The organism is Alicyclobacillus tolerans (assembly GCF_900142255.1).
Lineage (GTDB): Bacteria > Bacillota > Bacilli > Alicyclobacillales > Alicyclobacillaceae > Alicyclobacillus_I > Alicyclobacillus_I tolerans.
On record NZ_FRAF01000004.1, the window covers coordinates 84,406 to 108,411 of the forward strand.

The 24,006-nt window shown below is 42.8% G+C and carries 27 protein-coding genes; 11 read left to right on the forward strand and 16 right to left on the reverse strand.

The genetic code is table 11. The annotated features are described in order from the left end of the window. Positions 1–147: 147 nt before the first annotated feature. The 10 genes from BUA75_RS03340 to BUA75_RS03380 all read left to right on the forward strand — a co-directional run bounded on the left by BUA75_RS03340 (position 148) and on the right by BUA75_RS03380 (position 5,436). Positions 148–1,632: a fibronectin type III domain-containing protein gene (locus BUA75_RS03340; protein ID WP_072873171.1), complete on the forward strand. Its 1,485-nt coding sequence runs from the start codon at positions 148–150 to the stop codon at positions 1,630–1,632. A gap of 53 nt (positions 1,633–1,685) precedes the next feature. After that, entirely contained in the window at positions 1,686–1,907 is a 222-nt protein-coding gene (locus tag BUA75_RS03345; RefSeq protein ID WP_129583503.1) for a hypothetical protein, read from the forward strand. Further along, positions 1,904–2,647 (forward strand): hypothetical protein, encoded by a 744-nt coding sequence (locus BUA75_RS03350; protein ID WP_072873173.1) that lies wholly within the window; start codon positions 1,904–1,906, stop codon positions 2,645–2,647. The genes BUA75_RS03345 and BUA75_RS03350 overlap by 4 nt, the downstream gene beginning before the upstream one ends. An 8-nt stretch (positions 2,648–2,655) precedes the next feature. Continuing rightward, positions 2,656–2,904 (forward strand): hypothetical protein, encoded by a 249-nt coding sequence (locus BUA75_RS03355; RefSeq protein ID WP_072873174.1) that lies wholly within the window; start codon positions 2,656–2,658, stop codon positions 2,902–2,904. Beyond that, positions 2,904–3,083, forward strand: a complete 180-nt coding sequence (locus BUA75_RS03360; RefSeq protein WP_072873175.1) for a hypothetical protein — start codon at positions 2,904–2,906, stop codon at positions 3,081–3,083. The genes BUA75_RS03355 and BUA75_RS03360 overlap by 1 nt, the downstream gene beginning before the upstream one ends. Beyond that, the gene (locus BUA75_RS03365; RefSeq protein WP_072873176.1) at positions 3,076–3,276 is read left to right on the forward strand and encodes a hypothetical protein; all 201 of its coding nucleotides are present in this window, start codon (positions 3,076–3,078) and stop codon (positions 3,274–3,276) included. The genes BUA75_RS03360 and BUA75_RS03365 overlap by 8 nt, the downstream gene beginning before the upstream one ends. Then, entirely contained in the window at positions 3,269–3,811 is a 543-nt protein-coding gene (locus tag BUA75_RS03370; protein ID WP_072873177.1) for a zonular occludens toxin domain-containing protein, read from the forward strand. The genes BUA75_RS03365 and BUA75_RS03370 overlap by 8 nt, the downstream gene beginning before the upstream one ends. A gap of 31 nt (positions 3,812–3,842) precedes the next feature. Beyond that, entirely contained in the window at positions 3,843–4,019 is a 177-nt protein-coding gene (locus BUA75_RS15830; protein WP_165611935.1) for a hypothetical protein, read from the forward strand. Further along, entirely contained in the window at positions 4,016–4,306 is a 291-nt protein-coding gene (locus BUA75_RS03375; RefSeq protein WP_072873178.1) for a hypothetical protein, read from the forward strand. The genes BUA75_RS15830 and BUA75_RS03375 overlap by 4 nt, the downstream gene beginning before the upstream one ends. Before the next feature lie 71 nt (positions 4,307–4,377). Continuing rightward, entirely contained in the window at positions 4,378–5,436 is a 1,059-nt protein-coding gene (locus BUA75_RS03380; protein ID WP_072873179.1) for a replication initiation factor domain-containing protein, read from the forward strand. Positions 5,437–6,044: 608 nt separating this feature from the next. Here BUA75_RS03380 and BUA75_RS03390 read toward each other — a convergent pair. The 3 genes from BUA75_RS03390 to BUA75_RS03400 form a co-directional block, all read right to left on the reverse strand. Further along, entirely contained in the window at positions 6,045–6,386 is a 342-nt protein-coding gene (locus BUA75_RS03390) for a tRNA-binding protein (RefSeq protein ID WP_072873181.1), read from the reverse strand. Positions 6,387–6,573: 187 nt separating this feature from the next. Beyond that, positions 6,574–7,224 carry an HlyD family secretion protein gene (locus BUA75_RS03395; protein ID WP_072873182.1) on the reverse strand — a complete coding sequence of 217 codons (651 nt, stop codon included), beginning with the start codon at positions 7,222–7,224 and terminating at the stop codon, positions 6,574–6,576. A gap of 147 nt (positions 7,225–7,371) precedes the next feature. Then, complete coding sequence (locus tag BUA75_RS03400; protein ID WP_072873183.1) at positions 7,372–8,754, reverse strand: UDP-N-acetylmuramoyl-tripeptide--D-alanyl-D-alanine ligase; 1,383 nt, start codon at positions 8,752–8,754, stop codon at positions 7,372–7,374. A 117-nt stretch (positions 8,755–8,871) separates the two neighbouring features. Between BUA75_RS03400 and BUA75_RS03405 the strand changes: the two genes are divergently transcribed. Further along, positions 8,872–9,981: a D-alanine--D-alanine ligase family protein gene (locus tag BUA75_RS03405; RefSeq protein WP_444861022.1), complete on the forward strand. Its 1,110-nt coding sequence runs from the start codon at positions 8,872–8,874 to the stop codon at positions 9,979–9,981. 12 nt (positions 9,982–9,993) lie between these two features. Here the strand turns inward: BUA75_RS03405 and BUA75_RS03410 are convergent, their stop codons facing one another. From BUA75_RS03410 to BUA75_RS03470, 13 genes are all read right to left on the reverse strand, one after another. Then, complete coding sequence (locus BUA75_RS03410; protein WP_072873185.1) at positions 9,994–10,893, reverse strand: complex I NDUFA9 subunit family protein; 900 nt, start codon at positions 10,891–10,893, stop codon at positions 9,994–9,996. 48 nt (positions 10,894–10,941) lie between these two features. Next, positions 10,942–11,703, reverse strand: a complete 762-nt coding sequence (locus tag BUA75_RS03415) for a DnaD domain-containing protein (RefSeq protein WP_072873186.1) — start codon at positions 11,701–11,703, stop codon at positions 10,942–10,944. A gap of 86 nt (positions 11,704–11,789) precedes the next feature. Further along, positions 11,790–13,085: an asparagine--tRNA ligase gene (asnS, locus tag BUA75_RS03420; RefSeq protein WP_072873187.1), complete on the reverse strand. Its 1,296-nt coding sequence runs from the start codon at positions 13,083–13,085 to the stop codon at positions 11,790–11,792. Positions 13,086–13,255: 170 nt separating this feature from the next. Further along, positions 13,256–14,791 (reverse strand): AAA family ATPase, encoded by a 1,536-nt coding sequence (locus BUA75_RS03425; RefSeq protein WP_083574048.1) that lies wholly within the window; start codon positions 14,789–14,791, stop codon positions 13,256–13,258. Continuing rightward, positions 14,791–15,327: a hypothetical protein gene (locus BUA75_RS03430; RefSeq protein ID WP_072873189.1), complete on the reverse strand. Its 537-nt coding sequence runs from the start codon at positions 15,325–15,327 to the stop codon at positions 14,791–14,793. Before BUA75_RS03430 ends, BUA75_RS03425 begins: the two co-directional genes overlap by 1 nt. Positions 15,328–15,373: 46 nt before the next feature. After that, on the reverse strand, positions 15,374–15,892 hold the full coding sequence (locus BUA75_RS03435; protein WP_072873190.1) for a hypothetical protein: 519 nt from the start codon (positions 15,890–15,892) through the stop codon (positions 15,374–15,376). Further along, on the reverse strand, positions 15,889–16,071 hold the full coding sequence (locus tag BUA75_RS03440; protein ID WP_072873191.1) for a YpmA family protein: 183 nt from the start codon (positions 16,069–16,071) through the stop codon (positions 15,889–15,891). The genes BUA75_RS03435 and BUA75_RS03440 overlap by 4 nt, the downstream gene beginning before the upstream one ends. Further along, positions 16,061–16,873, reverse strand: a complete 813-nt coding sequence (gene surE / locus BUA75_RS03445; protein ID WP_072873192.1) for a 5'/3'-nucleotidase SurE — start codon at positions 16,871–16,873, stop codon at positions 16,061–16,063. The genes BUA75_RS03440 and surE overlap by 11 nt, the downstream gene beginning before the upstream one ends. A gap of 148 nt (positions 16,874–17,021) precedes the next feature. Then, positions 17,022–18,320 carry an amidohydrolase gene (locus BUA75_RS03450; RefSeq protein ID WP_072873193.1) on the reverse strand — a complete coding sequence of 433 codons (1,299 nt, stop codon included), beginning with the start codon at positions 18,318–18,320 and terminating at the stop codon, positions 17,022–17,024. Between the two features lie 15 nt (positions 18,321–18,335). Further along, the gene (mtnA, locus tag BUA75_RS03455; RefSeq protein ID WP_072873194.1) at positions 18,336–19,403 is read right to left on the reverse strand and encodes an S-methyl-5-thioribose-1-phosphate isomerase; all 1,068 of its coding nucleotides are present in this window, start codon (positions 19,401–19,403) and stop codon (positions 18,336–18,338) included. Between the two features lie 64 nt (positions 19,404–19,467). Continuing rightward, the gene (gene mtnP / locus BUA75_RS03460) at positions 19,468–20,262 is read right to left on the reverse strand and encodes an S-methyl-5'-thioadenosine phosphorylase (protein ID WP_072873195.1); all 795 of its coding nucleotides are present in this window, start codon (positions 20,260–20,262) and stop codon (positions 19,468–19,470) included. 53 nt (positions 20,263–20,315) lie between these two features. Next, complete coding sequence (locus tag BUA75_RS03465) at positions 20,316–23,150, reverse strand: helicase C-terminal domain-containing protein (protein WP_072873196.1); 2,835 nt, start codon at positions 23,148–23,150, stop codon at positions 20,316–20,318. Between the two features lie 13 nt (positions 23,151–23,163). After that, entirely contained in the window at positions 23,164–23,970 is an 807-nt protein-coding gene (locus tag BUA75_RS03470; RefSeq protein ID WP_072873197.1) for a tetratricopeptide repeat protein, read from the reverse strand. Between the last annotated feature and the right edge of the window lie 36 nt (positions 23,971–24,006).

The following is a 24,006-nucleotide window of genomic DNA, read 5'->3' on the forward strand; positions in this document are numbered from 1 at the left end:
TTGTGAGTGGGGGAGTGGACTATGACGAATAGCTCCTATCAAATTCTGTTCGCTTTTGCTTATTTTGGATGGATTGCCGCTGTCTGTGGTGTTGCGGCTGGTGCTTTTCTTCTTATTTTGGGTTTCAAACGGTAGGGAGGTGATGTGTTGCGTACTCGACTCTTGAAAGCATTTGCTTCTTTTTGTCTTGCTTTACTGATTTTTGTTCCTACTGCACTTGCTTCTACGAGTGGTACGAGTACGCCCGTTGTTTCTTGGTCTAGTGGTTGGCTAAGCTATAGCGGTTTTGGCTCTTACATTGGTGATACCGTTTATTTTCAAACTAATTTCAATGGTTGGTCAGATTTTGTTCCTACTGCTTCTTCTGGTGGTTTTGATTATGGCAATAGTACGCCTAGTCCTGCCAATATTGCTATCTATTCTGCTTCTGGTTCTGAGCTCTATTCGAACAGCAGTAGTCAACCTCCGTTACCTCCTTCTGCTGTTAGCAGTATAGTTTTCACTCAAGATTCTTCAACTTCTGAAACGGTTTCATGGTCTGCTTCCAGTGGAGCCACGTCTTATCAGGTTTCTTTGAATGGTGGTAGTCCTGTTTCGACTACTTCTACTTCCTATACCTTTACGGGTTTGACACCGAATCAGTCTTATTCAGTTTCTATTGTCGCTGTCGATGGTTCTGCTAGCTCTAGTGCTTCGACTGGTACCTTTGTGACCGTGCCGCCGCCAGAGTCGCCATCGTTAAACGTATCTAATATTACTATGGATTCCGCAATAGTTAGCTGGAATGCTGTTTCTGGTGCTACTTCGTATCAGGTTTCTGTCAATGGAAGTGTCGTTGAATCTTCTACTACTTCAACGAGCTATGATATGACGGGTCTTACTTCTGGTTCATCTTATACCGTTTCTGTTGTTGCGGTGAATAGTGGGGGACAATCTAATCCTGCTTCTACTTCTTTTGATACGGGGTCGATTCCTGCGGTTCCGACTGGTCTTCAGGGTACGCCTGCTAATGGTAGCGTAACGCTCACTTGGTCTGCTGATTCTGGTAATATTCTTTACACCATTTACCAGAACGGTATTCAAATTGCTACAACCACTGATGCACAGTATGTAGTGACAGGTCTCACCAATGGACAAGCCTATTCTTTTACTGTTTCTGCTTCTAATTCTTATGGTTCTTCGAAACAGTCTGCTTCTATCTCTGTTACTCCTAAGAATCAGCTTGTGCCTTTGTCACAACTTTCTGGTGAAGCAGGAGGGACAGAAGCATTAGTTTCATGGGTCGGTGGTAAAGCTCCTTTTACGGTTACGCTTGGTTCTCAAACTGAGACTGTAACGAGTCAGTCTGCTCTATTCACTGGTTTGCAAAAATCTACTTCTTATAACATTTCCGTTACTGACTCTTTAGGTGCTTCTCTTACTAGTTCCCTTAACACGGGTACTGTTACTAAAATTTTGCCACCACCTATGCCACCATCTGGAAACCTTTTTCAAACAATGGTCAATGCTTTTGGTCGCGTTGCTACTATTGCTCTTGTCATTATTGGTTCGGCTGTTGCTTTAGGTTTGATTGTTGTTCTCTCTATTTACTTGTGGCGTTTGTTGAAACGTTGGTTCTCTAGGTCTAGCTAATCCGGCTTGTGCCGATAGCATAAAAAAATTCTGTGGACGAAAGGGGTTTTCATATGTCCACTACAACGGGGAGTGTTTACGGAGTGAATTCTACTTTAACTGCGCCGACTATGCCTGATCCTACTAGCTTATTTCAATCGATGGTTAATATGTTTGGTAATGCTGGCACTGATGCCATCTCTGTTATCGGTGCGGCGGTTGCACTCGGCTTGATTGTGATTCTTGCTCTTTATGTATGGCGTCTTCTCAAGAAATGGCTGGCTAAATCGCAATGATGATTCGTCGGTTTCTCTTGGGCGTAGTGTCCTTTATCTGCGCCCTTTGGGTTTCCGTTGGTACGGTTTGGGCATCTGATTTGAGTCCAGAGGGCTGGTCTATTTTGATTCAGTCTTATACACGTGGTCCCGATGATGTTCAGTTCACTTGCATTGTCCCTTCGGGTACGACTTCTATTGAGTACGCCCTTTACTCTAGTACATACGCTTCTAGTCCTTATTACGAAAACACAATTGGCGTTACTCCTGACTCGAATAATGAAGTTACTTTTTTTGTCTACAACATGCAGGGTGGCGGCTATGTTACTTATATAAAAATGGCTCCTACTGTAAATGGTGTCCAGCAATCTTTACCTGATTACTTTTTTATTCTTCAGATGGATGTTGCTGTCTTTATTGACGGTATTACACCTTCTGTTCTCGAACAGCTTCAATCTGCTTGGTCTAACTTTGAGCAAGCAACTGGGGTGGGGGGTGTTATTCAATCTGGTCAAGCTTTACAATCTGCTTTTTCTAGTGTTCAATCTGGCGGTTTAGATTCAGCCGGTGGTGGTAGTTTAGCTTTTTCTGTACCGATTATTCAGAGCAAGTATGGCAATGTGACGGCTACACTTTTTTCTGCTCAACAACTTGAGCAAATGAAATGGCTTTCTACTGCTCGTCTAGGTATTGAAGCTGTCATGTGGATTACTTTTGTGGTCTATCTTTTGGCTCGTTTCTCACCGATTTTCAAGGTGTAGGTGATTTCATGGACTTTCTCATTTCTGGACTTGCTTCTTTTATCAATTCGATAGCGAGTCATTTACCGCAGTGGTCATTTACACACAACATTGCTTCTGATGTTACTACGATTCAACCTTATTTGAATCTTGCGAATACTCTTTTGCCTATCAATACTATGCTGACTCTTTTCGGACTTTGGATTGGCTTGCAGTTAATGTTGATTGCTCTTTATTGGATTGATCGTCTAATTAACTTGATTCGGGGTGCTGGCTAATGTGGTTTGGTTGGTTGCTCTTTGCCGTTCTTGGTTTTTGGTTGGGACAGCGTTATTCAGACTTCCGTGAATTGATGATGGCTCGTCGTGTTTCCAGACTTATTGAGCAGAGGAGAAATCTAAATGCTGAACGTGAACAGTGGGAAAGAGAAATCAACGGTTACTCCGATCATGCGTAAATACGCCTATATGGTGTTGGCTCGTCAAAAACCCAATTTCTCTAATTCTTCTAATCAGGATTTGTTGAATGTTTTTCATTATTTCAATCAGCTTTTATATTCTACTGGATTGAAGCGTAACGAACGTCTTATTTTTACTCGCTTACGAGATTCTATTTATTCCGAAATGGAGAGGCGGGGTATGTATGATTGAGGGATTTTTTGGAATGCCTGGCATGGGTAAAACCTATCTTATGACTCGACTTGCTATCAAACTTCAAAAAAAAGGTAAAGTCATCTATGCCAATTACGCTTTACAAGGTGCTAACCGTTTTGAGCAGTTGCATGAAGTATTCGACGTTCGGGATGCTGTGATTCTTTTGGATGAAGCAGGCTTAGTGGCTCCTGCTTCAATGTGGCAATCGATACCCTTTGAGGTTATGTCTCATTGGCGCCAACATAGGCATCATGGTGTATCTCTTTGGTACACGGCCCAAGATGCTTTAGACGTTGCCGCTCCTCTGCGTCGGGTTACACAGTTTGCTAACTATGTATCTAAGTTCGGCCCGATTATCAAATGGCGAACGATGGGGGGGCCTAAATGGAAAGAAAAGTACGGTGGTGGAATCACTTTATTTGATATGGAGGTGGCTAAAAAGTATGACACTCACTTCGACGTTGTTAAACAGGAGTATCTTGATAAATCAACAAAAGGTTCCACTTCCCGCCGATTTGACGCAAAAGCGTAGCTGCGTCAAGCGGCGGGGAGGGGAAGCTCTATTGATTGTTCCTCATTCCGCTTGTCGTGCAATTCAAGATTTAGAAATGGGTGTATGTTCTTCTGTTTCTCTACCGCTCAAAGAAGCGATTATCGCTGTTGCTTATGCGTCTCAATTGGGTTTGTTGCTTCGTGGTTCATTTGATGGTGGCTCCGCTCGCCTGTCGTTGGCATCATGAAATATCCTTTTGAGCTTCACGGTGAAGCTTATATCAATTGGCTTGTGAATCGTATTAACGCCCATTGGTCGCCTATTATTGCTTCTGAGTTATTGGAAAATCTTCTTTTCCAATTGTTTGTTGAGTTTGATTTGCAGGTTTCTATTCCAGATGAAGTCCTTAAACAGCATTCGTCTCTCTCGGATGTTCCAGACTTCTTATCTGCGGTTCGGTCTGCCCTTGTCAATGGGTCGTGGAATAAAAGCGAAGCGATTATGCCGCGAAAGCCCATTGATAAGGAAAAGTAAAAATTATCCTTTTCTCTGTGGGCAATGCCCATACTTGGGCATTGCTCCTAACTACCAAGGAGGACAACAAGATGAACATTGGACAACCAGAATTGCGAGTGCCCCCATCAACTAACAGGGGGGCACAAAATACAGAGACGCAAATACTGATTGACTGGGTAGCTTTCACTCTACCTGATACTATCAATCCTATTGAAATTGCATCATCTTTATTCCATACGACACTCGACGAATTTTTACTATGTGAGAGGGGTATGCTTGGTTATCAGACACAGTATCGACTTGATAACATGGTCATTTTAACGGATGGCAAGCAGGGTATGGGTACTCATGTCATTCTCTCTGGTTCGGGTTGTCGTCTTTTAGAATCATCTGTTCTTCTGCCGAATGGCTTAAACTGGCGAGACTGGCTATCTTCCGTTTTATCTCTTGGTGCTAAATTTACTCGTTGTGATATTGCGATTGACGAATTTTCTGGTGTTCTCAATGTTCATCGTGTTGCTGATTTTGTCCGTTCTGGTTTGGTTCGTACTCGTTTTCGTAAGCCGATGATTCAAGAGGGAATATCTGTTGGTAATGGTGTTGCTTCTTCTGATGGTGTTACTGTTTATTTTGGCTCTCCTCAAAGTAAAATTCGTGTTCGCTTCTACGACAAAGCGGCTGAACAATCTTTAGATACTGTCTGGAATCGTTGTGAATTGCAAACACGTGATTCTCGTTCTCAAGCTTTAGTTAACCTCTTTTGTAATGGTTTAGAGCTTGGTTCAGTCGTTCGTGGTGTTCTGGCTTCATATATCGCTTTTGTTGATGATAAATCTTCTGATAGTAACTTTTCTCGTCGTTCTGTCGTTTCTTGGTGGGATGGTTTTTTACTTGGTGTTAGTCGATTGAAATTGACCATTCCTAAATCTGATAAATCTATAGACGATATTCTTTCTCATTTCTCACATCAGTACGCTCCTTTGCTTGGTTCTATTTTGTCAGGTTTTGGAGATTTTGAGAGCTTACATCATTGGATTGATTCTGTTGCTCGTATTGGTATTAAACGTATGAAATCTAAACATTTTATATTAGCTAAGTCTTTGGATGAAAGTCGAATTTTGTCTAATTTATTGGTTACTGTGGCTTAATTTGCTTGTCTTATATTTTTCGCAATGTTATACTTTAGGAGAGTGTGATTGCTTCTTTGGGATAACGTCCGATAATATATATTATGTTAAATTGGAGGCTGTAAAAAAAGACGGGTTAAAGTTAGAAAAGATAAATACATTTTTCATCGCTGGAAGAGGGTCGGTAAAAGCACCAATCAGACTGAATCAAACTAGCCAGTTGATTCCATAACGGTACAATGTAACGTTCAATAGATTCGTGCAGTTTGTAACAATCCTGTACGCTATATTCATGATTTTTTACAATAAACAAACATAGCTCGTACTTGAGCGTACGGTATTTCTACTCCCTCCCAATCGACAGACAGTCTCCCTCAGAATGGGTTGGATTATCAACTGGTCATACATGTATTTGTCACGCTGGTGAAGATTCATTGTGTCTCTATAAAAATCAATTCGGTGTCCAGAAATTGCTTCTTGAATTTCATTCATCAATTTTTGTTCTTGCTCCAGCCAGGATTTTAGATCAGCAACCGAATCGGTGGAATATCAAAAAGATTCGAACTGATACAATCCATTCTGAAATTACCACCTATCAATTTGGTCAACAAAAATACAGTTAAATATGCTTATCCTATTGGCGATCCGTTTTCGGCTCTTTCATCTGGTCTTAACAAAATAACATCTCCATCTTCCCCCATCGAACCTAAAACCAACACTTCAGATGAAAAACCTGCAATATTTCGCGGAGGTAAATTGACTACAGCCACTACTTGACGGCCAATTAAATCGTTTGGTTGATATCTTTGAGTAATTTGAGCGCTGGAATGACGAATACCTAGAGGTCCAAAATCGATGGTTAATTGATAAGCTGGTTTTTTTGCTTTTGCAAACCTCTCTGCTGACAATATGGTCCCAACTCGCATGTCAACCGAAAAAAACTGTTCTGCCTCGATTCTCGGCTTATTCATAGTGGATCAGTCATCCTTTATATAGATTTTTCTATCTATTTTACGAAAAATAGCTCTTAACAGGTGCTTTTTTAAGCAACACGAAGTTAAGAGCTTTCTTATGTCCGAATTCAGTTGACTTTTTTCTTAGCCTTAGCCCGATCTTGATAGAACGAGATACATGGCGTATGTTTTATTCCAGCTAAGATTATTTGTGGATTTTGACTGTAGCACTCATGCCAGGTACCAAGCCGATTCCCTGGTAACCTTGTAAAGCGATACGCACAGGAATAACCTGCGTTACTTTTGTGAAATCAGCTGTGGTACTTTGTGTAGGAAGAAGCGAAAATGTACTAGCCGTAGCCATTCCGATGTCTTCTACCGTACCTTTGATTGTGATTCCTGGAAATGCGTCCACATAAACATTCACATTTTGTCCAATCTTAATTTGACTGATTTGAGTTTCTTTAATATTGGCTGTCACATAAAGTTGCTGCATATTGTAGGCATAGGCAAGCGGTGTGCCAGCCGCTACAAATTCGTTATCTACCGCTTCATTTTGCACGACGGTACCATCTTGAGGCATTGGAATAGCGACGTCCACTGTTTTAGTACCCTGTTGCATTTGAACATCCCCTACGGTATCCCCACTTGTGAAGGTACGTCCAAATGTTCCATTCCAATCCACAACTTTGCCTGAAGCAGGCGCGGCAATTACAATTTGTTTACCAGTTACGGATGCATCATCAGTTGTCAGATAAAGGGTAGATTGATTATAAAAGTAGTACCCTACAAACCCGGCAATGACGATGACTAATAAGATAATGACGTTAATAATTAACAATCTACGGGCGTTCATAGAGAGGTGTTGCCTCCTCGCTTAGTGAACTTGGTTGACTCAGATAACCAAGTCTCTCTTTTAGTTTAGACACTGTATTATTTATCAAATGCATCTTTTGTGTCAATGGCAGACACGGGGTGAGACTGTGATTTTTTTGGCGAATTTTTAACCGTTCACCAAATGCTCAACAATCTTTTCAAATTGCATGCCTCGAGAAGCTTTGACGAGTACGACTGAATCCACAGGAAGCAAAGATGGTAAATGTGGAAGTGCTTCCTCTATGCTGGGAAAGTATTCGCATTTTCCACCAGCTTGGGCAATCGCATCAGCCATAATCTTTGCAAATTGTCCAATACATATAACAGGAATTCCTAGGTGAGCGGCATATTCACCTACAGTGCGATGTCCTTCTTCCGTATAGTTTCCTAGTTCATACATATCTCCAAGAATGGCCCACTTCTTTTTGACATCGCCAGTTATTTTTAACACGTCTAGACTTGCTCGAGCTGACAGAGGCGAGGCGTTGTAAGAATCGTCAAGAATCGTGCGTCCATAAGCGCCTTTTCTAGGGTAAAGTCTTCCTTGTGTCGGTCGATAAGTGGCCATTCCTTGAATTAAGCCCTCAATTTCATAACCACAGGCAGATGCGGCAGCGAGCACAAGCAATGCATTCTGCACATTGTGTAACCCACTTGCCAACAAACGGACAGAGTGTCGATGGCCGTTCATCACGAATGTGAAAGAGGTCTCTTCATCCCCAAGTTGAATATCATTTGCGTATACGGAACATGTTTGGTCATGCAAACTAACATCCACTATCTGTGCTTTCGTTCGATGAATACGTTTTTTTAAAAATGGATCGTCCATATTGACAATCGCAAAGCCGTCAGCTGGCAACGCTGCAAATAATTCGGTTTTTGCATCGGCTATAGCCTCTTGACTGCCGAGCAATTCAATGTGACTGTGTCCAATATTGGTAATGAGTCCACAGGTTGGACGTGCAATTTGGCAAAGTTCCGCAATTTGTCCTCTTCCCCTCATCCCCATTTCCAGTACCATAGCACCATCTTTAGGCGAACGTTGTAGTATAGTAAGAGGCATGCCGAGTTCATTGTTGAAATTTCCTTTTGTACCAAGAGGTTGTGTGACAGTTGAGAGAGAAGCTAATAGCATCTCTTTGCTGGTGGTTTTTCCGTTGCTGCCTGTAATACCAAATACAGGACCATCAAACGAATCTCTTTCTTGTCGAGCAATGGCTTGAACAGCTTGTAAAGTGTCTTGAGCCAGCAAAACAGGAAAATGTGCGAAGTTTTGTAGAGCGTATTGTGCCTCAGGACGGCTTATGATGACAGCAGCAGCTTGTTTACTGAATGCCTCTTCAATCCGCTCGTGGCCGTCAACCCGAGTGCCGGTAAAAGCTACAAACACGTCTCCGGGTTGTAAGGTTCGAGTATCAATGGAGATACCGGTAACAGGTTGTTGAGGATTTCCTTGCAGCAGTGTAAAAGGATAGGCCTGGAGTAAGCGTGAAATTGTGGTTGGTAGCATGAGCATCCCCCTGTGTTTGAATAATAAAAGGATTTATTTAAAGGAGAGAGCGATTTGAAACGATTGCGGGTTGGCGTACTCTTTGGTGGAAAGTCAGGCGAACATGAAGTATCTGTAATGTCCGGGCGCTCTATGATTCAATCATTAGACCCCTGCAAATACGAAGCGATTCCCATTGGAATCAGCAAAGAAGGTAAATTTGTACTAGGTGAAGCTGCGCAGACTGCTTTACAGCGCGGTTTGGTAGAGTCTTTACCGAGTCATACTGTCCACCCTGGTCTTGGCGAAGAAATGGGAGAAGCGTGGTCTCACCTGTCCCCCAACGTAACCCCTGCTCACCATGTCAAGTATACAACGGAAAACCATGATACGCCGAAAGTGGATGTTATTATCCCTGTCTTACATGGTTCCTATGGTGAAGATGGGACAATGCAAGGTATGTTAGAAATGTTAGGTATACCTTATGTAGGCTCGGGAGTCCTCGCTTCTGCGCTCTGTATGGATAAAATTGCTATGAAACAGCTTTTTTCAGCTCATGGCTTTCCGCAAGTCAAATATATGTCTGTATTGCGATCAGAATGGGAAAACGATTCACAAGTAGTAGAGCGACGCATTGAGGAAACACTTGGATATCCCTGTTTTGTCAAACCGGCAAATCTTGGATCGAGTGTTGGCATCAGTAAGGTAACAGAACGAAACCGTCTCCATGAAGCTATGCAGTTGGCAGCTCGGTATGATCGACGCTTAATTATAGAACAAGGGCTTCAAGTTCGTGAAATTGAAATCGCTGTGTTAGGCAATGATAATCCTCAAACCTCTGTACCAGGCGAGGTTATACCCGCTGGAGAATTTTATGATTATAACGCCAAATATATAAGCGGAGAGTCGGAATTATTAATTCCTGCGCCTATGAGTGACGCTCAGAGACAAGAAGTGCAGGAAATCGCAATTGCGGCTTATCGGGCAGCAGATTGTGCAGGACTGGCACGTATAGATTTCTTTATTGAGAAAAACACGGGTAAAGTTTATTTAAACGAAATCAACACCATGCCAGGATTTACTCAATACAGTATGTATCCTAAGCTTTGGGAAGCTACCGGAATGGGTTACGCAGAACTGGTGGACCGTTTGATTCAATTGGCGCTTGAACGCTTTGAAGAGCAAAAACGCAAACTGACTGATTTTGCGCTGCCTGGTCAGTCTGTGTCAACCTCAGCAGAGAACTAGAAAGCTTTAGAGTCAAGACCATTCCGCTTGGAACGAAAGAGGTGTCAGATGAAAGTCACTGTACACCTCTTTCCAACGTGGAGATACGTTTCCCTCTTTCAGCATTTGTAATTGATCAGAAGTAATAGGGAACCAAGAAAAAACCTCTAATTTTTTGGCTGTGGCCAACAGAGGTGAAAACGGTAAAAACAGAGGATAAAAAGGACGTTTCAAGGTCTTGGCAACTGCGCGCAAGATTTCTAAATAGGTTAATGTTTGCGATCCGGCAAGATCATACGTCTTCCCGATGCTGTTTGCTTCCTTCAGAGCCGCGCAAAAAACGGATGCTACTGTGTCGATTGAGACAGGTTGTAAACGCTGTAGACCATTTCCTGGAATGGGTACAACGGGAGATTTCTGAACGAGATCACCCAGTTGGCGGAGGAAATTAGGACCTTCCCCACCTTTACCAAAAATGACGGAAGGTCGAAAAATTGTGTATTCCAGTTGTGAGTTACGAACAACTTCCTCAGCTTCCCACTTCGATTGGTGATATTTAGAAATTGCATCGCGACGGGCACCCAGAGCGCTCATGTGAACAATTCTCGTCACTCCAGCTCGTTTAGCAGCTTCTACGATATGGTGAGTGCCCACTCGATGGATATTGTCCATAAGAATATTTTGTCGTGGATCTTCTCTGATAATTCCAACCAAGTGAAGAATGGCTTGGCATTCTTGTGCTGCCTGCTCCACCGCTTTTGCATCTAAAATATTTCCCTTTATAACTTCTACTTGAGTATTTTCCACGTCTTTCAGTGTTTCTAGCGGTCGCTGACCACGTTGAAAAACGCGAACTTTATATCCTTCCTGCAACAGTTTGCGAACGATGGGATATCCTACATAACCTGTACCTCCAGTGACAAGTACACGCATTCGTTTGGCTCTCCTTTTGGCTTGTTCGCAAAATTGATCTTTACTTCTTCAGGCGTCCGGAAATAACTCATAAAAAGCGCTATATCGCTGATCTCGTTGAGACGTACTTCCGTTTTGCGTTGACTTTCCATAATTTTGTATACCTGAAGTAGGCCGACGAGACGATGGTGCAGATGTCTTTGGCTGTTGTTGAACAGCCCGAAAGTTCTCTCTGTAATTTTCTAATTCTTGTCTGGTGCGGATACGGTTTTTTTGCCATTGATAAAGTACCCTGTCGATATATTTAAATGCGAATTTATTGGCATAAACCGCTTCGCGCAATGCCTCAATAATCATCCATTCAGGTAATTTGTCAACTTCAAGCCACTGTCTAAGCTGTTCTAATTCTAGCCCAGAGAGCGGCCGTCCAAATTCTTCCTCAAAAAGAGTGACTGGATCTTTTCTCCACTCCCGATAAGGGGTATCTTTTTGACCACGAATTTTGCGCCATAAGGGAGCCAAATCAAAATAAGTACAATGTGCTCCTTGTTCGTCAATTCGCTCGCCCACCGCCAAGTAGTTACTTTGTACAAGGCGGTCTAAACAACGCATCACTTCAATGGACGTCATTTTGCAACGATTGGCCAATTCAGCACCAGAAATATCTGTGGTACCTTCAATTTGTGATGCGGCTAAGATATGAAGGAGAACCATAAATTCAGATGCACTTACATCCAATTCTGAATAGGACGAGAGTAACAAGGTTGGCACGGCAACAAAAGGTTGACTTAAAAAATCTGCATCATGCAGTGTTCGAGAAGATGGCTTCATCTCGTTTCCCCCTATTCTCCTCAAAGTATAACATGGTCAGATGCGAAGGACAGTTTTCTTTACTTTGAGGAGAAACAGAACTTCCATTAAGGTTTCAATCGATAGAGCATGCGCGGGAAAGCGGCAGCCTCACGAACATGTTCAAGACCACAAATCCAAGCTACAGTCCGCTCTAATCCAATGCCAAAGCCGGAATGTACGACACTGCCGTAACGACGCAAATCCAGATACCAGTCGTAATCTTCTTTGGGAAGTTGATGTTCTTCAAAACGTTTTTCAAGCAAGGCGAAATCATGAATACGCTCACTTCCGCCAATAATTTCTCCGTATCCTTCTGGAGCTAATAAATCTGCGCAAAGTGCCACCTCAGGGCGATCCGGATCAGGTTGCATATAGAAAGCTTTTATGGCTGTAGGGTATCGTTCAATGAAAACAGGTCGATCGAATTGAGCCGCCAAAGCTGTTTCGTGAGGTGCTCCAAAATCTTCACCCCATGCGATTTCATAGTTATTGTCATTGAGCCACTTGATAGCCTCGTCATAAGTCATTCGTGGAAACGGTGGTTGAACGTTTTGAAGTATGCTGATATCTCGTCCCACCGTTTTGAGCTCGATTGCGCAGTGCTTGAGTACATGTTGAACAATATAAGAGACAAATTGCTCTTGAATGCGCATATTTTCATCGTGATCGACAAATGCCATCTCAGGTTCAATCATCCAGAATTCAATCAAATGACGGCGAGTTTTAGATTTTTCTGCGCGAAAAGTAGGTCCCATGGAATAGACTTTTCCAAGAGCCATGGCGGCTGCTTCCATATACATCTGGCCACTTTGAGTCAAGTAGGCGTCTTCATCAAAGTATTGCGTATGAAATAGTTCAGACGTTCCTTCGCAAGAAGTTGGCGTAAGAATGGGCGGATCAACTCGTGTAAATCCGTTTTCTGAGAAAAAAAGCGTCATAGCCTGAAGAACTTCTGAACGAATTTTTAAAATAGCACGCTGTCTGGGAGTGCGAATCCAAAGATGCCGATGATCGAGCAAAAAATCCACACCATGTTCTTTTAAACTGATGGGATAGTCATCGGATTGGTGCAACAATTCAACGGATTGAACCGTTAGCTCATAACCATTTTGAGCACGTTCGTCCTCTTTGACTTCACCAGTTACACGCAAAGAAGCTTCTTGCTTTAAAGATTGGCATATTTGAAAGACTTCTTCTGGAAGTTCAGCTTTCACTGCTACACATTGAATCGTACCTGTGCCGTCACGCAGTTGCAAAAATACGATTTTGCCACTGGAACGCTTGTTATAGAGCCATCCTTGCAAGGTTACTGACTGACCGAGAAATTGACCGATATTTTGTATGGATGTTTTGGTTGGCAAAATGTCTCCTCCTATGGACGCTTGTTTCTATAAACAATAGTATGACATTTTTCCTCCTTTTTCGTAAGTGGAAAATGAAAAGGGCATCTTCATTGGAGATGCCCTTGAATAGTTTTTATTTTTCCTTACAATCATGCCTCCCGGCATATGGGGTTTTGGTAATTTGTGACTTAAGCCAGTAATACTGTTTCTGGCGTCCGATGTGCTTCCGAAGATTTCATCTCACCTTGTTCTTTTTTATCCTGAATACTGCTCAGCCAATCTCGGAACACAGAACCATCAACGCTTTCTTCGCGCACAATATCAAAGGCAAACTGTGCAATATCTTCGCGATAAGGTCGCAAAATTTCTCTTGTGATACGTTCTTGTTCAGCCAAAATATGGCGAACTTCTGTATCTAAAACATTTTCTGGAAGATGTTCCTCGTCGACAATGCCAATTCGGGATAAACCACAAGTAACAATGGTTCTGGCCAGCGAGGATGCCTGCACAAAATCATTTTGGGCACCTGTACTGCGGTTACCGTAGTGATGTTCTTCCGCCAAACATCCACCTAGCGCAACATTAATTTGTTCTTGCAATTGTTCAAGAGTATACAGATAACGATCCGCTTCTGGAATCTGGCGAACAAAACCAAGAGCATTGCCACGTGGAGCGATGGTAATATGTGAAACTGTACCTGGCCGCATTAATTCGCTGACAATAGCGTGACCAAGTTCATGCACGGCTACCCGTTGCAGTTCATCATCCGTGGGTCTCCGGCCCGTACGCTCGCCCATTAGTACTTTATCCACTGAATCACGAAACATTTCTTGAGTAATTTGATTCGAACCGGCACGCAACGCAGCAATGGCCGCCTCATTGACTAAAGATTCTAATTGAGCGCCAGAAAAACCAAATGTTTCTCTGGCAATGTGTTCGAGATTAAGATTCTCTGAAAGTGGTTTTCCTGCCGTAAGAATTTGCAAAATATGCAAACGTCCTTCTTTATCGGGCAAATCCACTTTAATTTGACGATCGAAACGTCCCGGACGAAGCAATGCCGGATCCAGGATATCCACTCGGTTGGTAGCAGCTATGACCAAGACCAGTGGAGATTGAGTTGTACTCATACCATCCATTTCCGTGAGCAATTGGTTTAAAGTCTGGTCATATTCTTGGTGGCTATGCTGTCCTCTTCGACCACCTACAACGTCAATTTCATCTATAAAGATAATCGCACTGTCTTTGTTTTCCTTTTTGGCTAATTGACGAGCTTTTCGAAATAATTCTCTGATTCTCTGCGCTCCAACGCCCACGTACATTTCTACAAACTCGCTGCCTGAAGCTGCTAAAAATACCGAATCCGTATAAGTTGCCGCTGCTTTAGCCATCAGAGTTTTACCTGTACCCGGTGGTCCTGTCAGCAAAATGCCTTTCAAAGGTCGAATGCCTAAAGTTTTAATACGCTCTCGATATTTAAGGAAATCCAGCGCTTCTCGAAGTTCCCGTTTTGCGTTCTCTTGACCGCCAATTTGATCAAACGATACTTGATGTTTGACAGGAGTCTCTCTACCAGCGCCAGCAACAGCTGTACGTCTCTCCATCATGAACCAGGCTACGAAAGCTAGCCCAGCTAAAAAGAGAATGGGCAGAACGTTGACGTTAAGAAATAATCCTGCAAAAATGACGACGGCTAAACCAATGCCTATCAGCCATTCTTTCATCACTGCACAGCCCCCCCTTGACCAAGCCGATACGCATGGAAGTCGTACAAGTAGTGGCTTCCCTGTTGCAGTTGGATATAAATATTATGGTAATCCATTGTGACACGTGCCTGTATACCTTCTTTGGCCGCTGCTTTTTCAACATTGGCAATCATTTGCGTGTAAGTTCCGTGGTTGAGTCCTTCAAATATGATAGGTTGCAAAGACTCATAATCCAGTGTAAGCGTTTGGTCGCTTTTATCCTTGAGAATAATGGATTCCCCACTGCCCAGCGTTCCAATAACATCATTCTGGATTTCATTGTATGTGGACTGCAAATCATGATTGACCAGCGTTTGAACGGGACCTAATTGAATAACGACTGTATCTGATGGTGAGCGGTTAATGGTAACCGACTCTACTCCAGGTATCTTACTTAATTCCGCCTGTAGAGGAGCAATCAAACGGTATTGTTGATATCCTTGCCAGGCTCCAAACAAAATCCCAAGCGTGACAATTGCGATGACCAGAACGGGGACAATGCGAACTCGTGACAATTCATCACGCTCCCTCCAATGATTCATCTGCATTTAGTATAGCACGCTATAAAGTATGGTGTTGGAGCACATATTGGCAAATCAGGTCACCGTTTGCAGCATTAAAGTAATAATAAGTATTTTCACCTTGTTTTTTCCCGTAAACTTCCCAAACAGGTCCAGGATTGGTATTCATGTTTGCTGCATGCTCTTGATTCAACCAGCCTAAACTCAGTTGTGAAGGCTGTAAAGAGAATTTGCGGCAAATGGTCTCAATCTGTGTCGTATTAATGATATTTTTAGCGAGTACAGCATGTAGTTTTTGTTGGTCTGGAAAATAAAAAACAATCCAAGATTGGCCAAAAATATCCTTGCCAGTAAATACATTTTCCAAGCCTGATGCGGTAAACATTGTCGATGTTTCTATTTTTTCAATCGGTGAGTGATTCAAAACGTATTCTGCCGCTTGCGTTTCTTCCGACCAGTGACTTTGCAAAGTTTGCTCAAAATAGGTTGTCAAAGCTGCGGCGAGCAATAAAAGAAGAAAAAAAACGCTCAGACTGATAAAAAAAACTTTTCTTTTCATGACTCCTCAGAAGCCTTATACAGAGTAATTAACATTTTTCCTTCATTGGCAGTTGACTTTGACAACCCAAATATCACGTCTTTGTTCTTGAGATTGCGATTCAAAAAATCTACCAGTAAATATAAATCATCTACCGCTGTACATTCATGTGTTGCAATGATGGGCATTTTATTTTCCATAAGTCTTACGGACTTCCTTTCTATTAAACGGAAGTTCAGTTATGTCTGACTCTTCCAATTGCTGAATTAAATCATGCATCCATGATAATTCGCTGAATCTATAGCGCAAAGGCGTTACTGAAATTAAACCGTTTTGCACTGTCAGAACGTCTTTACGTTCTCCTTCGGGTTCCTCTACAGCTTCACCAGCATATCGGTAATAGACGCGCCCTTGCTCATCTGTTTTTTTGAAAAATTGATCGCGAAAGGTACGTGCGCCTAGTTCTGTAACTTGCCAAGCAGGTGCATCGTTGTCTAGCAGGATATGAGGTGGAATATTGACGTTGAGAAAAGTATCCGACGGAAAAGTCAAATGAACGACTTGTTTAAGGAGTTTTCGAACCGGATCGACCACTGAAGAAAATGTAAAAGGCGGTCCACAAAGCGACAATGCAACGGAAGGAATACCTTGTAGAGCAGCTTCACCAGCTGCTGCTACTGTTCCGGAATACAGGACATCTGTCGCCAAATTGGCTCCTTCATTAATTCCAGAAAGTGCAAGTTGAAACGATCCCATCTCAGTTACAGCCCATTTTACACAGTCAACTGGAGTACCGGAGAGAGAGAAGGCGGTTATTTGAGAATGATGCAAATGGTGCTCCTGGAGATACAGCCTGTTTCGAATTGTTATGGAGTGGCTAGCTGCACTGCGTTGACTGTCTGGCGCTACCACAACCACTTCTCCTAATTCTGCAGCAAGCTCAGCCAATATCTGTATGCCTTCAGCTTGAATACCGTCATCATTCGTAACAAGAATGCGCATGGTGTCTCCTCACTCTCTCAGGACTACACGGTGTTTAAAACTTGTCTAGTGGCTCGTATGTCCGCTTGCCGCTTTAGCATGATTTAAATTTAATACTAATGTCCTATCTTCTCTATTTCAATCGAACGGACAGTGTTTTGACATCGTTTCACTTGCGTGACAGATTAGAAGCAATTTGGCGAGCTTCATGAAGAACAGATTCTATATCAAAACGCGTCGGTTTTCCATCGGCCAATACATGCTCACCTGCCACAAAAACATCGGTGACATCGTCTGCCCCGCAAGCATAGACCAGATTGGAAATCAAATCATAAATGGGAGTCAAATGAGGACTATCGAGATTGAGCAAGGTAATATCTGCCGCTCTCCCCACTTCCAGTATTCCGAGTTTGTTTTCTTGAAACAGACAGCGTGCTCCATATTCCGTAGCCATAGCAAACGCTGTTGCGGCAGGAATGGTGGTTGCTTCATAGGAGATGCCTTTATGCAAAGTAGCGGCCAAACGCATTTCTTCAAACATATCGAGATTATTGTTACTTGCTGCCCCATCGGTACCTAAGCCCACAGTAATTCCAGCATCGAGCATTTTTGGCAATGGTGCAATGCCAGAAGCCAACTTTAAGTTGCTTTGAGGATTGTGCGCTACACAAACAGAATTCTCTGCCAATATGCTTATGTCTTCATCTGTTAGATGTACGCAGTGTGCCGCAAGTACTGGTACAGAAAATAGACCGCAGTCGCGCACTTGAGCAATCGGCGTCTTTCCCCATGTTTGGAGTGCCTGTTCAACTTCTGTTTGGCTCTCACTAAGGTGAATCTGCATGGGCAATTGCAATTCTTCAGCCAATTTAGCCAGTTCTCGCAAGTAGTCAGCTGGGCATGTATAAGGTGCGTGAGGTCCCACAGAAATTTGCAGTCTGCCATTTTCAGCGTTGTGCCAGGCTTTTGCCAAACTGCGAGTATTTTCAATTCCACGTTTACGATTTTCATCCGTGAATCCGACAGTTCCCCATGAAAGCATTGCGCGCATTCCCGAATTGGCCACTGCCTCGGCAGCATGATGCATCATCATGTACATATCTGTAAAGGTCGTGGTACCTGACTTAAGCATTTCATAACAGGCGAGCAGCGTTCCAATATAGATTGCCCGCTCTGTTAATTGTTCTTCCAAAGGGAATATACGTTGATTGAGCCAGTCCATTAAAGGCATATCATCGCCTGCGCCACGCAGTAGTGTCATGGCAGCGTGTCCATGCGTATTGATGAGCCCAGGTATAGCCAATGAATGGGGACGTACAATTTTACGAGCGCCTAATAAAGGTTTCTTGTAGGTTCCTTCACCGATCTCCTCAATTTGTTGACCGTCAAAAACAAGGTATGCAGGACCAGAGATCCATTCCTGTGCATTTTTTACGAGTGCTCCGACTTCTAAAATGGTTTTCGTCATAGCGTCCTCCTGAAATTACATGGTAATGGAAGGAGTGTTTCGTTGATGTAAGCGCTCCAAGTCTGCTATAGATTCAATGACTCCTTCTTCTGTAAAAATTGCTGAGATCCATTCAAAAGGCGTTACATCAAAAGCTGGATTCCATACGCGAGCATTCTGAGGAGCAATTGGTGTTTTATTCCAAATTACCATTTCCTCAGCAGGTCGTTCCTCAATCGGAATTTTTTCACCAGAAGGAAGTGACCAATCAAATGTGGCGAGTGGCGCTGCCACGCAAAAAGGAATCTGGTGAGCTTTGGCCAGAACGGCCAGACTGTATGTTCCAATTTTATTCGCTGTATCACCGTTGCTGGCAATTCGGTCAGCTCCAACAATAACTGCATCAACTTTTTTCAAACGCATTGCTGCAGCTGCCATACTATCGGTAATCAGCGTATAGGGTATGTTTTCAGCTTCCAATTCATAGGCAGTCAAACGAGCACCCTGAAGATAGGGACGAGTTTCGTCTACAAATACGTTCGATATGCTTCCTCGTTCCTGCAGAGTACGGATAATGCCGAGCGCAGTTCCAAAATCTGCAGTTGCCAATGCGCCTGTATTACAATGAGTCAACAAAACCAGTGGTTGTTTTCCTCTTCTTTTCTGTAACCAATTGGCTCCATGAGCACCGATATTTCGGTTACTGAGTGAATCTTCCTGTTCTATTTTCCTGACTTTAGAGAGTAAATAACTTATCGTTTTATCGCTATCCTCCAGTTGTTCAGCACCTTTGAGCATTTCCTCCAGCGTGAACTGCAGATGAACAGCTGTGGGACGTGCTGCAATGAGCATTTTTTCAGCTCGTTTGAGTCGGGGCCATAAAGCTTCGTGATTTTTGACAGCCTGAATGGCAGCCAAAAGGATGCCGTACGCTGCAGTCAGTCCAATGGCTGGAGCTCCGCGTACAACCATGGCGGCAATCGCTGCTGCAACGTCTTCTTCGTTCAAACATTCTATCCAATTCGACTGATGCGGAAGAACTCGTTGATCGAGCAATTTCAATGTTTCTTTATGCTCGTCCCATTCAATAGCTCGTAGTGACATTCAATTATGTCTCCTTTTGTAAATTTGTTCTTGGCACCGGGGAAATTTTCCGAGATTATTTTTATTAAAGATGACTCATGCTTTGCACAGTTTGAGCACAAGAGCAAGGACGGTGTTGAAGATTATCCTCCTCTATCCAACGTTCCATAAGTTTGCGAACTCGTTCGATATTTTCTGACATGGTTGTGACCACTTCTTCATGGGTCAGTGGTTGTGTAGAAATTCCTGCCGCAAAATTGGTGACAATACCAATCGATGCATAGCAAATTCCAGCTTCTTTTGCCAAAACCACTTCAGGTACACTGGTCATTCCTACAACATCTCCGCCAATTTGTGCAAAGTAGCGAATTTCAGCAGGAGTTTCAAAACGGGGTCCTTCTGTACAAACATAAGTGGAAGAAGGTATTACATCTAGATTCTCCTGTTTGGCTGTTACATCGAGAGAAGAACGTACTGTTTGACAGTATGGATCGCTCATATCGATATGTACAACCCGCCCCTCTTCATAAAAAGTAGCTGGACGCGTGCGTGTAAAATCAAGAAAATCTGTTAGCAAAACGAGTTGACCTGGCCGAAGGGTTTTACGAAGTGAGCCTACAGCCGCCGTGGCCACCGCTTTTTGGACTCCCAGCAATTGCAATAACCTAATATTTGCCCGATAGTTGACAAGATGCGGAGGAGTTTGATGCTTTAAGCCATGACGCGGCAAGAAAGCGACACGTTTGCCTCTGATTTCTCCAATCATAGCTTGAGCATGTCCGTATTCAGTCATCTCTTCATAAACTTGTAAGTGTTCAAGCTGTCCTGCTGTATAAACACCTGTTCCGCCGATCACGGCATAGTCTGCTGTTGGACGCATCCATTTTCAACTCCAATTTCCTGATATGACGCATACTTGGAATGAGAGAACATTCAACCTGTTTCTTCATCAGAAGTTGGTTGTAAAAAACGTTGTACTTCTTGATAAATCGTTTCCTCGTCAGAAATGAGCGGGTGAACTCCCGGCAAAGCGTGCAAAAATGAAGATCCATAGCGTGCAGTCAAGATACGTTTGTCATAAATGACAACGACACCGCGATCGTCCTTTGTACGAATTAAGCGTCCGAATCCCTGGCGAAAACGAACAATGGCTTCCGGCAAGCTGTCTTCTAAAAAGGGATTAATCCCTTCTTGCTTCAATTGCTCATGACGCATTTCTGTTATTGGATGACTAGGCGGCGCAAAGGGCAATCGGATCATAGCCACCGTTGTCAACTCATCTCCTGGCAAATCGATCCCTTCCCAGAAAGACTGCGCTCCTAAGAGAACAGATCTTGGATGTGTTTTAAAAGCGCGCAGTACTTGAGTGCGATTGCCGTGTACTCCCTGTGCCAAAATATTGATGTTGGCCGCTTTTAAAGAACTCCGCATACGAGCAGCCGTCGCTTTTAGTAAAGCATGACTCGTAAAAAGTGCAAGCATGCGCCCTCCGCTTGCCATTGCCAGACGGCTTAATGCCTGACCTAGCCAATGAGCAGTTTCCTCCGGCGAAAGTTTAGACATCTCCGGTATATTACGTGGAACACAAAGACGCGCTTGTTGACCAAGATCAAACGGAGAGGGCAGTGTCGCTGTGAGCAAATCCTCTTCTTTTTCTAGTCCCAGTTGCCGTTTCGCATAATCAAACGACTGATTGACGGTCAATGTGGCTGATGTCAGGACAATGGAATCTTTCTTCTGAAAAAGTTCTCGACATAAAATATCCGATACATCGAGAGGAGCAAAATGTAAGGAAAGAAGTGGTTTTTCACGTGTTCCATTCTTTTCTAGCCAGCAGACTTCAGTTTCAGTGAGAAGAGGTAATTTAAAAAGAAGAGCGCATTGTGCCATGAGCTGTTCAAGATAGCCTAGAGCGTCCAGCATCCGGCCACCGCGATCCGTATCTTCGTCTTCTTCCCCCCACTTTTGCCAGCTATTTTTTTCTTCCTGCAAAGACACCATTCTATTTTCTAATTGTTTTTGTAAAGAAAGAAATTCTTCCCATTCTGGAGCCCGATAAATTTTATCTGAGAGACGAAGTTCCTTACTTTCGTTTGGAATCAAATTTGAAAATAGTAAAAATATCCTTTCCATAACTTGACGCAACGATAAAATGTGTTCTTCTGCTCTTTCAATTGATGGAATGATTCTTTCAGCTTGCGGTGAATCGGTATATTTACGTCGTAAATCTTGAAGTAAAGAGTGGCGGACGCCTTCTCTGGACAAGCGATAACTCAAACCTAAAAATTGAAGCCAGTGAACCTCAGATCCTAGATGTTTGGTTGCCACATCTCGCACGTGGTGCGCTTCATCCATAATTAAATAATCGAAACTTGGCAGTACGCGATGATCGGATTTTAAATCAGAGAAGACCAGTGAATGGTTGGTAACCACCAAGTCTGCCTGCTGGGCGCTTTGCTTAGCTTGGAAATAGTAGCAACGTTTAAAAAAAGCACACCGTTTGCCAATACATGAATCACTCTCACTTTGAATGCGTTGCCAGGTTCCAGAACTTGCAGCTGCTACACTGAGTTCATCTTTTAATCCTCTCTCTGTCTCCACCAACCAGCTCATAAACATCATGAATGACTGAATCTCATAAGAATCGGAGGTCATCATAAGCGAAGCTGATTCTTGGCGAATTTTACGCAAACAAGCATAATTGGTGCGTCCTTTTAAAACTGCAAGGTGTACTGGAAAAGGGAACATTTTTTTCAGAATTGGAAAATCTCTATGTTCAATCTGATCTTGTAGAGCAAGTGTATGAGTAGAAATAACCACTTTTTTTTCTGAGCTTTTGGCATATAACGCAGAGGGAACCAGATAAGCAAGCGACTTCCCTGTACCTGTTCCAGCTTCTATCATAAGATGTTGACCATTATCCAGGGCATCAGCCACCATTCGTGCCATGTCCATTTGAGCTTCTCGAGCCGCAAATTGTGAGAACATCTGTGGCAGGGGTCCTTCTGAAGAAAGAAGATGGGCCGATTTTTCCGGTAATGTTAATTCATTGTTCTCTAATAACGAATTAGAACCTTGGATTGTGTGATCTTCAGTGACTACTGCAAAACTAAGACCCTGAATCTGATCTAAGGGGCGAATGGCTTGAAAACTTTTCTCATTTTCAGCCAAAGTCCGAATTTCTTCAAAATATGCACCTACAGTAGGAGAAATAAAAGAAGCCAATTGGCAAATTTCCGACAGCAAATTTGTAGGCCATTTTCTGGAAGCTATTTCTTGAAGCTTTATCAAGAGTTCACCCGTAGCCTTAGCATCTGCAAGTGCCCGATGTTGCTCTTCATGAGTAATATCTAACTGCTTGACGAGAGCTGCCAAACTGTATTCACTATTTTTAGGTAAAATAATGCGAGCTATAGCCAAGGAATCTAGAGAGTTCTCTAATTTGGGAGAAGATATGCCTATTCTTCTGGCATTTGCTTCTAAAAATTGAATATCAAAACGTACATTGTGTCCTGCCACTGGAGATTGGCCTATAAAATCCAAAAAATCTGGCAATGCTTTTTCCACAGAAGGCGCGTCTATTAACATACTTTTATCGATCCCGGTCAATTCGGAAATTTGGTGCGGTACACCTTGATTCGGTTTGACCAGTGTAGAAAATTCATCAACTGCAATACCTTCTCGGAAGCGTACGCCAGCTAATTCAATAATTTCATCTTTATCCGGGCGAAAACCAGTTGTTTCTATATCTAGGACAACCAAATCCAAAAGTTTGTCCTCCTTAATGGACGCTATGTTGAGTATTGTACCATTTGTGCAAATAAACGTGCATGTGAGCGATTGGATGCTCTGGCTGAAGATAGAGCACTCTATGGCAATATTTTAAACCTTCTAAAGGACGCTGTAATCGGAATGCTAAAAAACTCCCTAATAAAGCTAAATATTCATGGTATGGAAATTGCTTAAGTGCTGCACGCACAATTTCCATTGCTCGTATATCATTGCCGCATTTGCAAAAAGTATAGGCAAGGAGTAATAGTGTATCAGCATCAGGTGGCGTGAGCCTAGCATAGCGGAAAAACACAAACAGTGCTTCGCGATATTTTTTTTCCGTTAGCAAACAGAGCCCTAATACTTTCCAGACTCCCCCATCCATAGGTTTATATTTAAGATATTGTCGCAAAGCCACAATCGCAGCTAAGTAATGATTTTGTTGAAGAGCTAATTCTGCTGATAATTGCCAAATGGAAGCTCGATATTTTGGGTTGGAAAAGGAAATTATTTCTTCTAAATAGATTTGCGCTTCGTCCAAATCATTTAGATAAATACAGCAAGATGTCAATAGACAATAGATGTCAGGGTGAGGATAGATGTTCGTGATTTTTTGAAAAATTTCCTTGGCCGATGTATAGAGTTGTAACTCATAATAAGCGCAAGCTTTTTGCAGTAAATCATGAGTAGGATTAGTTAATTGTGGATGTTGAATGGATATGGATTGAGTTTGCGCGAATTCAGACAAGCGTTTACTGTATACTTGCTGTTTGCCTGTCCTAAAGAGCTTTTTTGAAGAAGAACTTGGATGTGACACGCTCCTCACCTCCGTCGTTCTTGTTTAAACACAGGA

Excerpts from the sequence above, each read along its gene's own strand:
- BUA75_RS03345 (WP_129583503.1), top strand. The coding sequence starts at position 1,686 with ATGTCCACTACAACGGGGAGTGTTTACGGAGTGAATTCTACTTTAACT.
- BUA75_RS03350 (WP_072873173.1), top strand. The coding sequence starts at position 1,904 with ATGATGATTCGTCGGTTTCTCTTGGGCGTAGTGTCCTTTATCTGCGCC.
- BUA75_RS03355 (WP_072873174.1), top strand. The coding sequence starts at position 2,656 with ATGGACTTTCTCATTTCTGGACTTGCTTCTTTTATCAATTCGATAGCG.
- BUA75_RS03360 (WP_072873175.1), top strand. The coding sequence starts at position 2,904 with ATGTGGTTTGGTTGGTTGCTCTTTGCCGTTCTTGGTTTTTGGTTGGGA.
- BUA75_RS03365 (WP_072873176.1), top strand. The coding sequence starts at position 3,076 with ATGCGTAAATACGCCTATATGGTGTTGGCTCGTCAAAAACCCAATTTC.
- BUA75_RS03370 (WP_072873177.1), top strand. The coding sequence starts at position 3,269 with ATGATTGAGGGATTTTTTGGAATGCCTGGCATGGGTAAAACCTATCTT.
- BUA75_RS03375 (WP_072873178.1), top strand. The coding sequence starts at position 4,016 with ATGAAATATCCTTTTGAGCTTCACGGTGAAGCTTATATCAATTGGCTT.
- BUA75_RS03380 (WP_072873179.1), top strand. The coding sequence starts at position 4,378 with ATGAACATTGGACAACCAGAATTGCGAGTGCCCCCATCAACTAACAGG.
- BUA75_RS03390 (WP_072873181.1), bottom strand. The coding sequence starts at position 6,386 with ATGAATAAGCCGAGAATCGAGGCAGAACAGTTTTTTTCGGTTGACATG.
- BUA75_RS03395 (WP_072873182.1), bottom strand. The coding sequence starts at position 7,224 with ATGAACGCCCGTAGATTGTTAATTATTAACGTCATTATCTTATTAGTC.
- BUA75_RS03400 (WP_072873183.1), bottom strand. The coding sequence starts at position 8,754 with ATGCTACCAACCACAATTTCACGCTTACTCCAGGCCTATCCTTTTACA.
- BUA75_RS03405 (WP_444861022.1), top strand. The coding sequence starts at position 8,872 with ATGTCCGGGCGCTCTATGATTCAATCATTAGACCCCTGCAAATACGAA.
- BUA75_RS03410 (WP_072873185.1), bottom strand. The coding sequence starts at position 10,893 with ATGCGTGTACTTGTCACTGGAGGTACAGGTTATGTAGGATATCCCATC.
- BUA75_RS03415 (WP_072873186.1), bottom strand. The coding sequence starts at position 11,703 with ATGAAGCCATCTTCTCGAACACTGCATGATGCAGATTTTTTAAGTCAA.
- BUA75_RS03425 (WP_083574048.1), bottom strand. The coding sequence starts at position 14,791 with ATGAAAGAATGGCTGATAGGCATTGGTTTAGCCGTCGTCATTTTTGCA.
- BUA75_RS03435 (WP_072873190.1), bottom strand. The coding sequence starts at position 15,892 with ATGAAAAGAAAAGTTTTTTTTATCAGTCTGAGCGTTTTTTTTCTTCTT.
- BUA75_RS03440 (WP_072873191.1), bottom strand. The coding sequence starts at position 16,071 with ATGGAAAATAAAATGCCCATCATTGCAACACATGAATGTACAGCGGTA.
- surE (WP_072873192.1), bottom strand. The coding sequence starts at position 16,873 with ATGCGCATTCTTGTTACGAATGATGACGGTATTCAAGCTGAAGGCATA.
- BUA75_RS03450 (WP_072873193.1), bottom strand. The coding sequence starts at position 18,320 with ATGACGAAAACCATTTTAGAAGTCGGAGCACTCGTAAAAAATGCACAG.
- mtnA (WP_072873194.1), bottom strand. The coding sequence starts at position 19,403 with ATGTCACTACGAGCTATTGAATGGGACGAGCATAAAGAAACATTGAAA.
- mtnP (WP_072873195.1), bottom strand. The coding sequence starts at position 20,262 with ATGCGTCCAACAGCAGACTATGCCGTGATCGGCGGAACAGGTGTTTAT.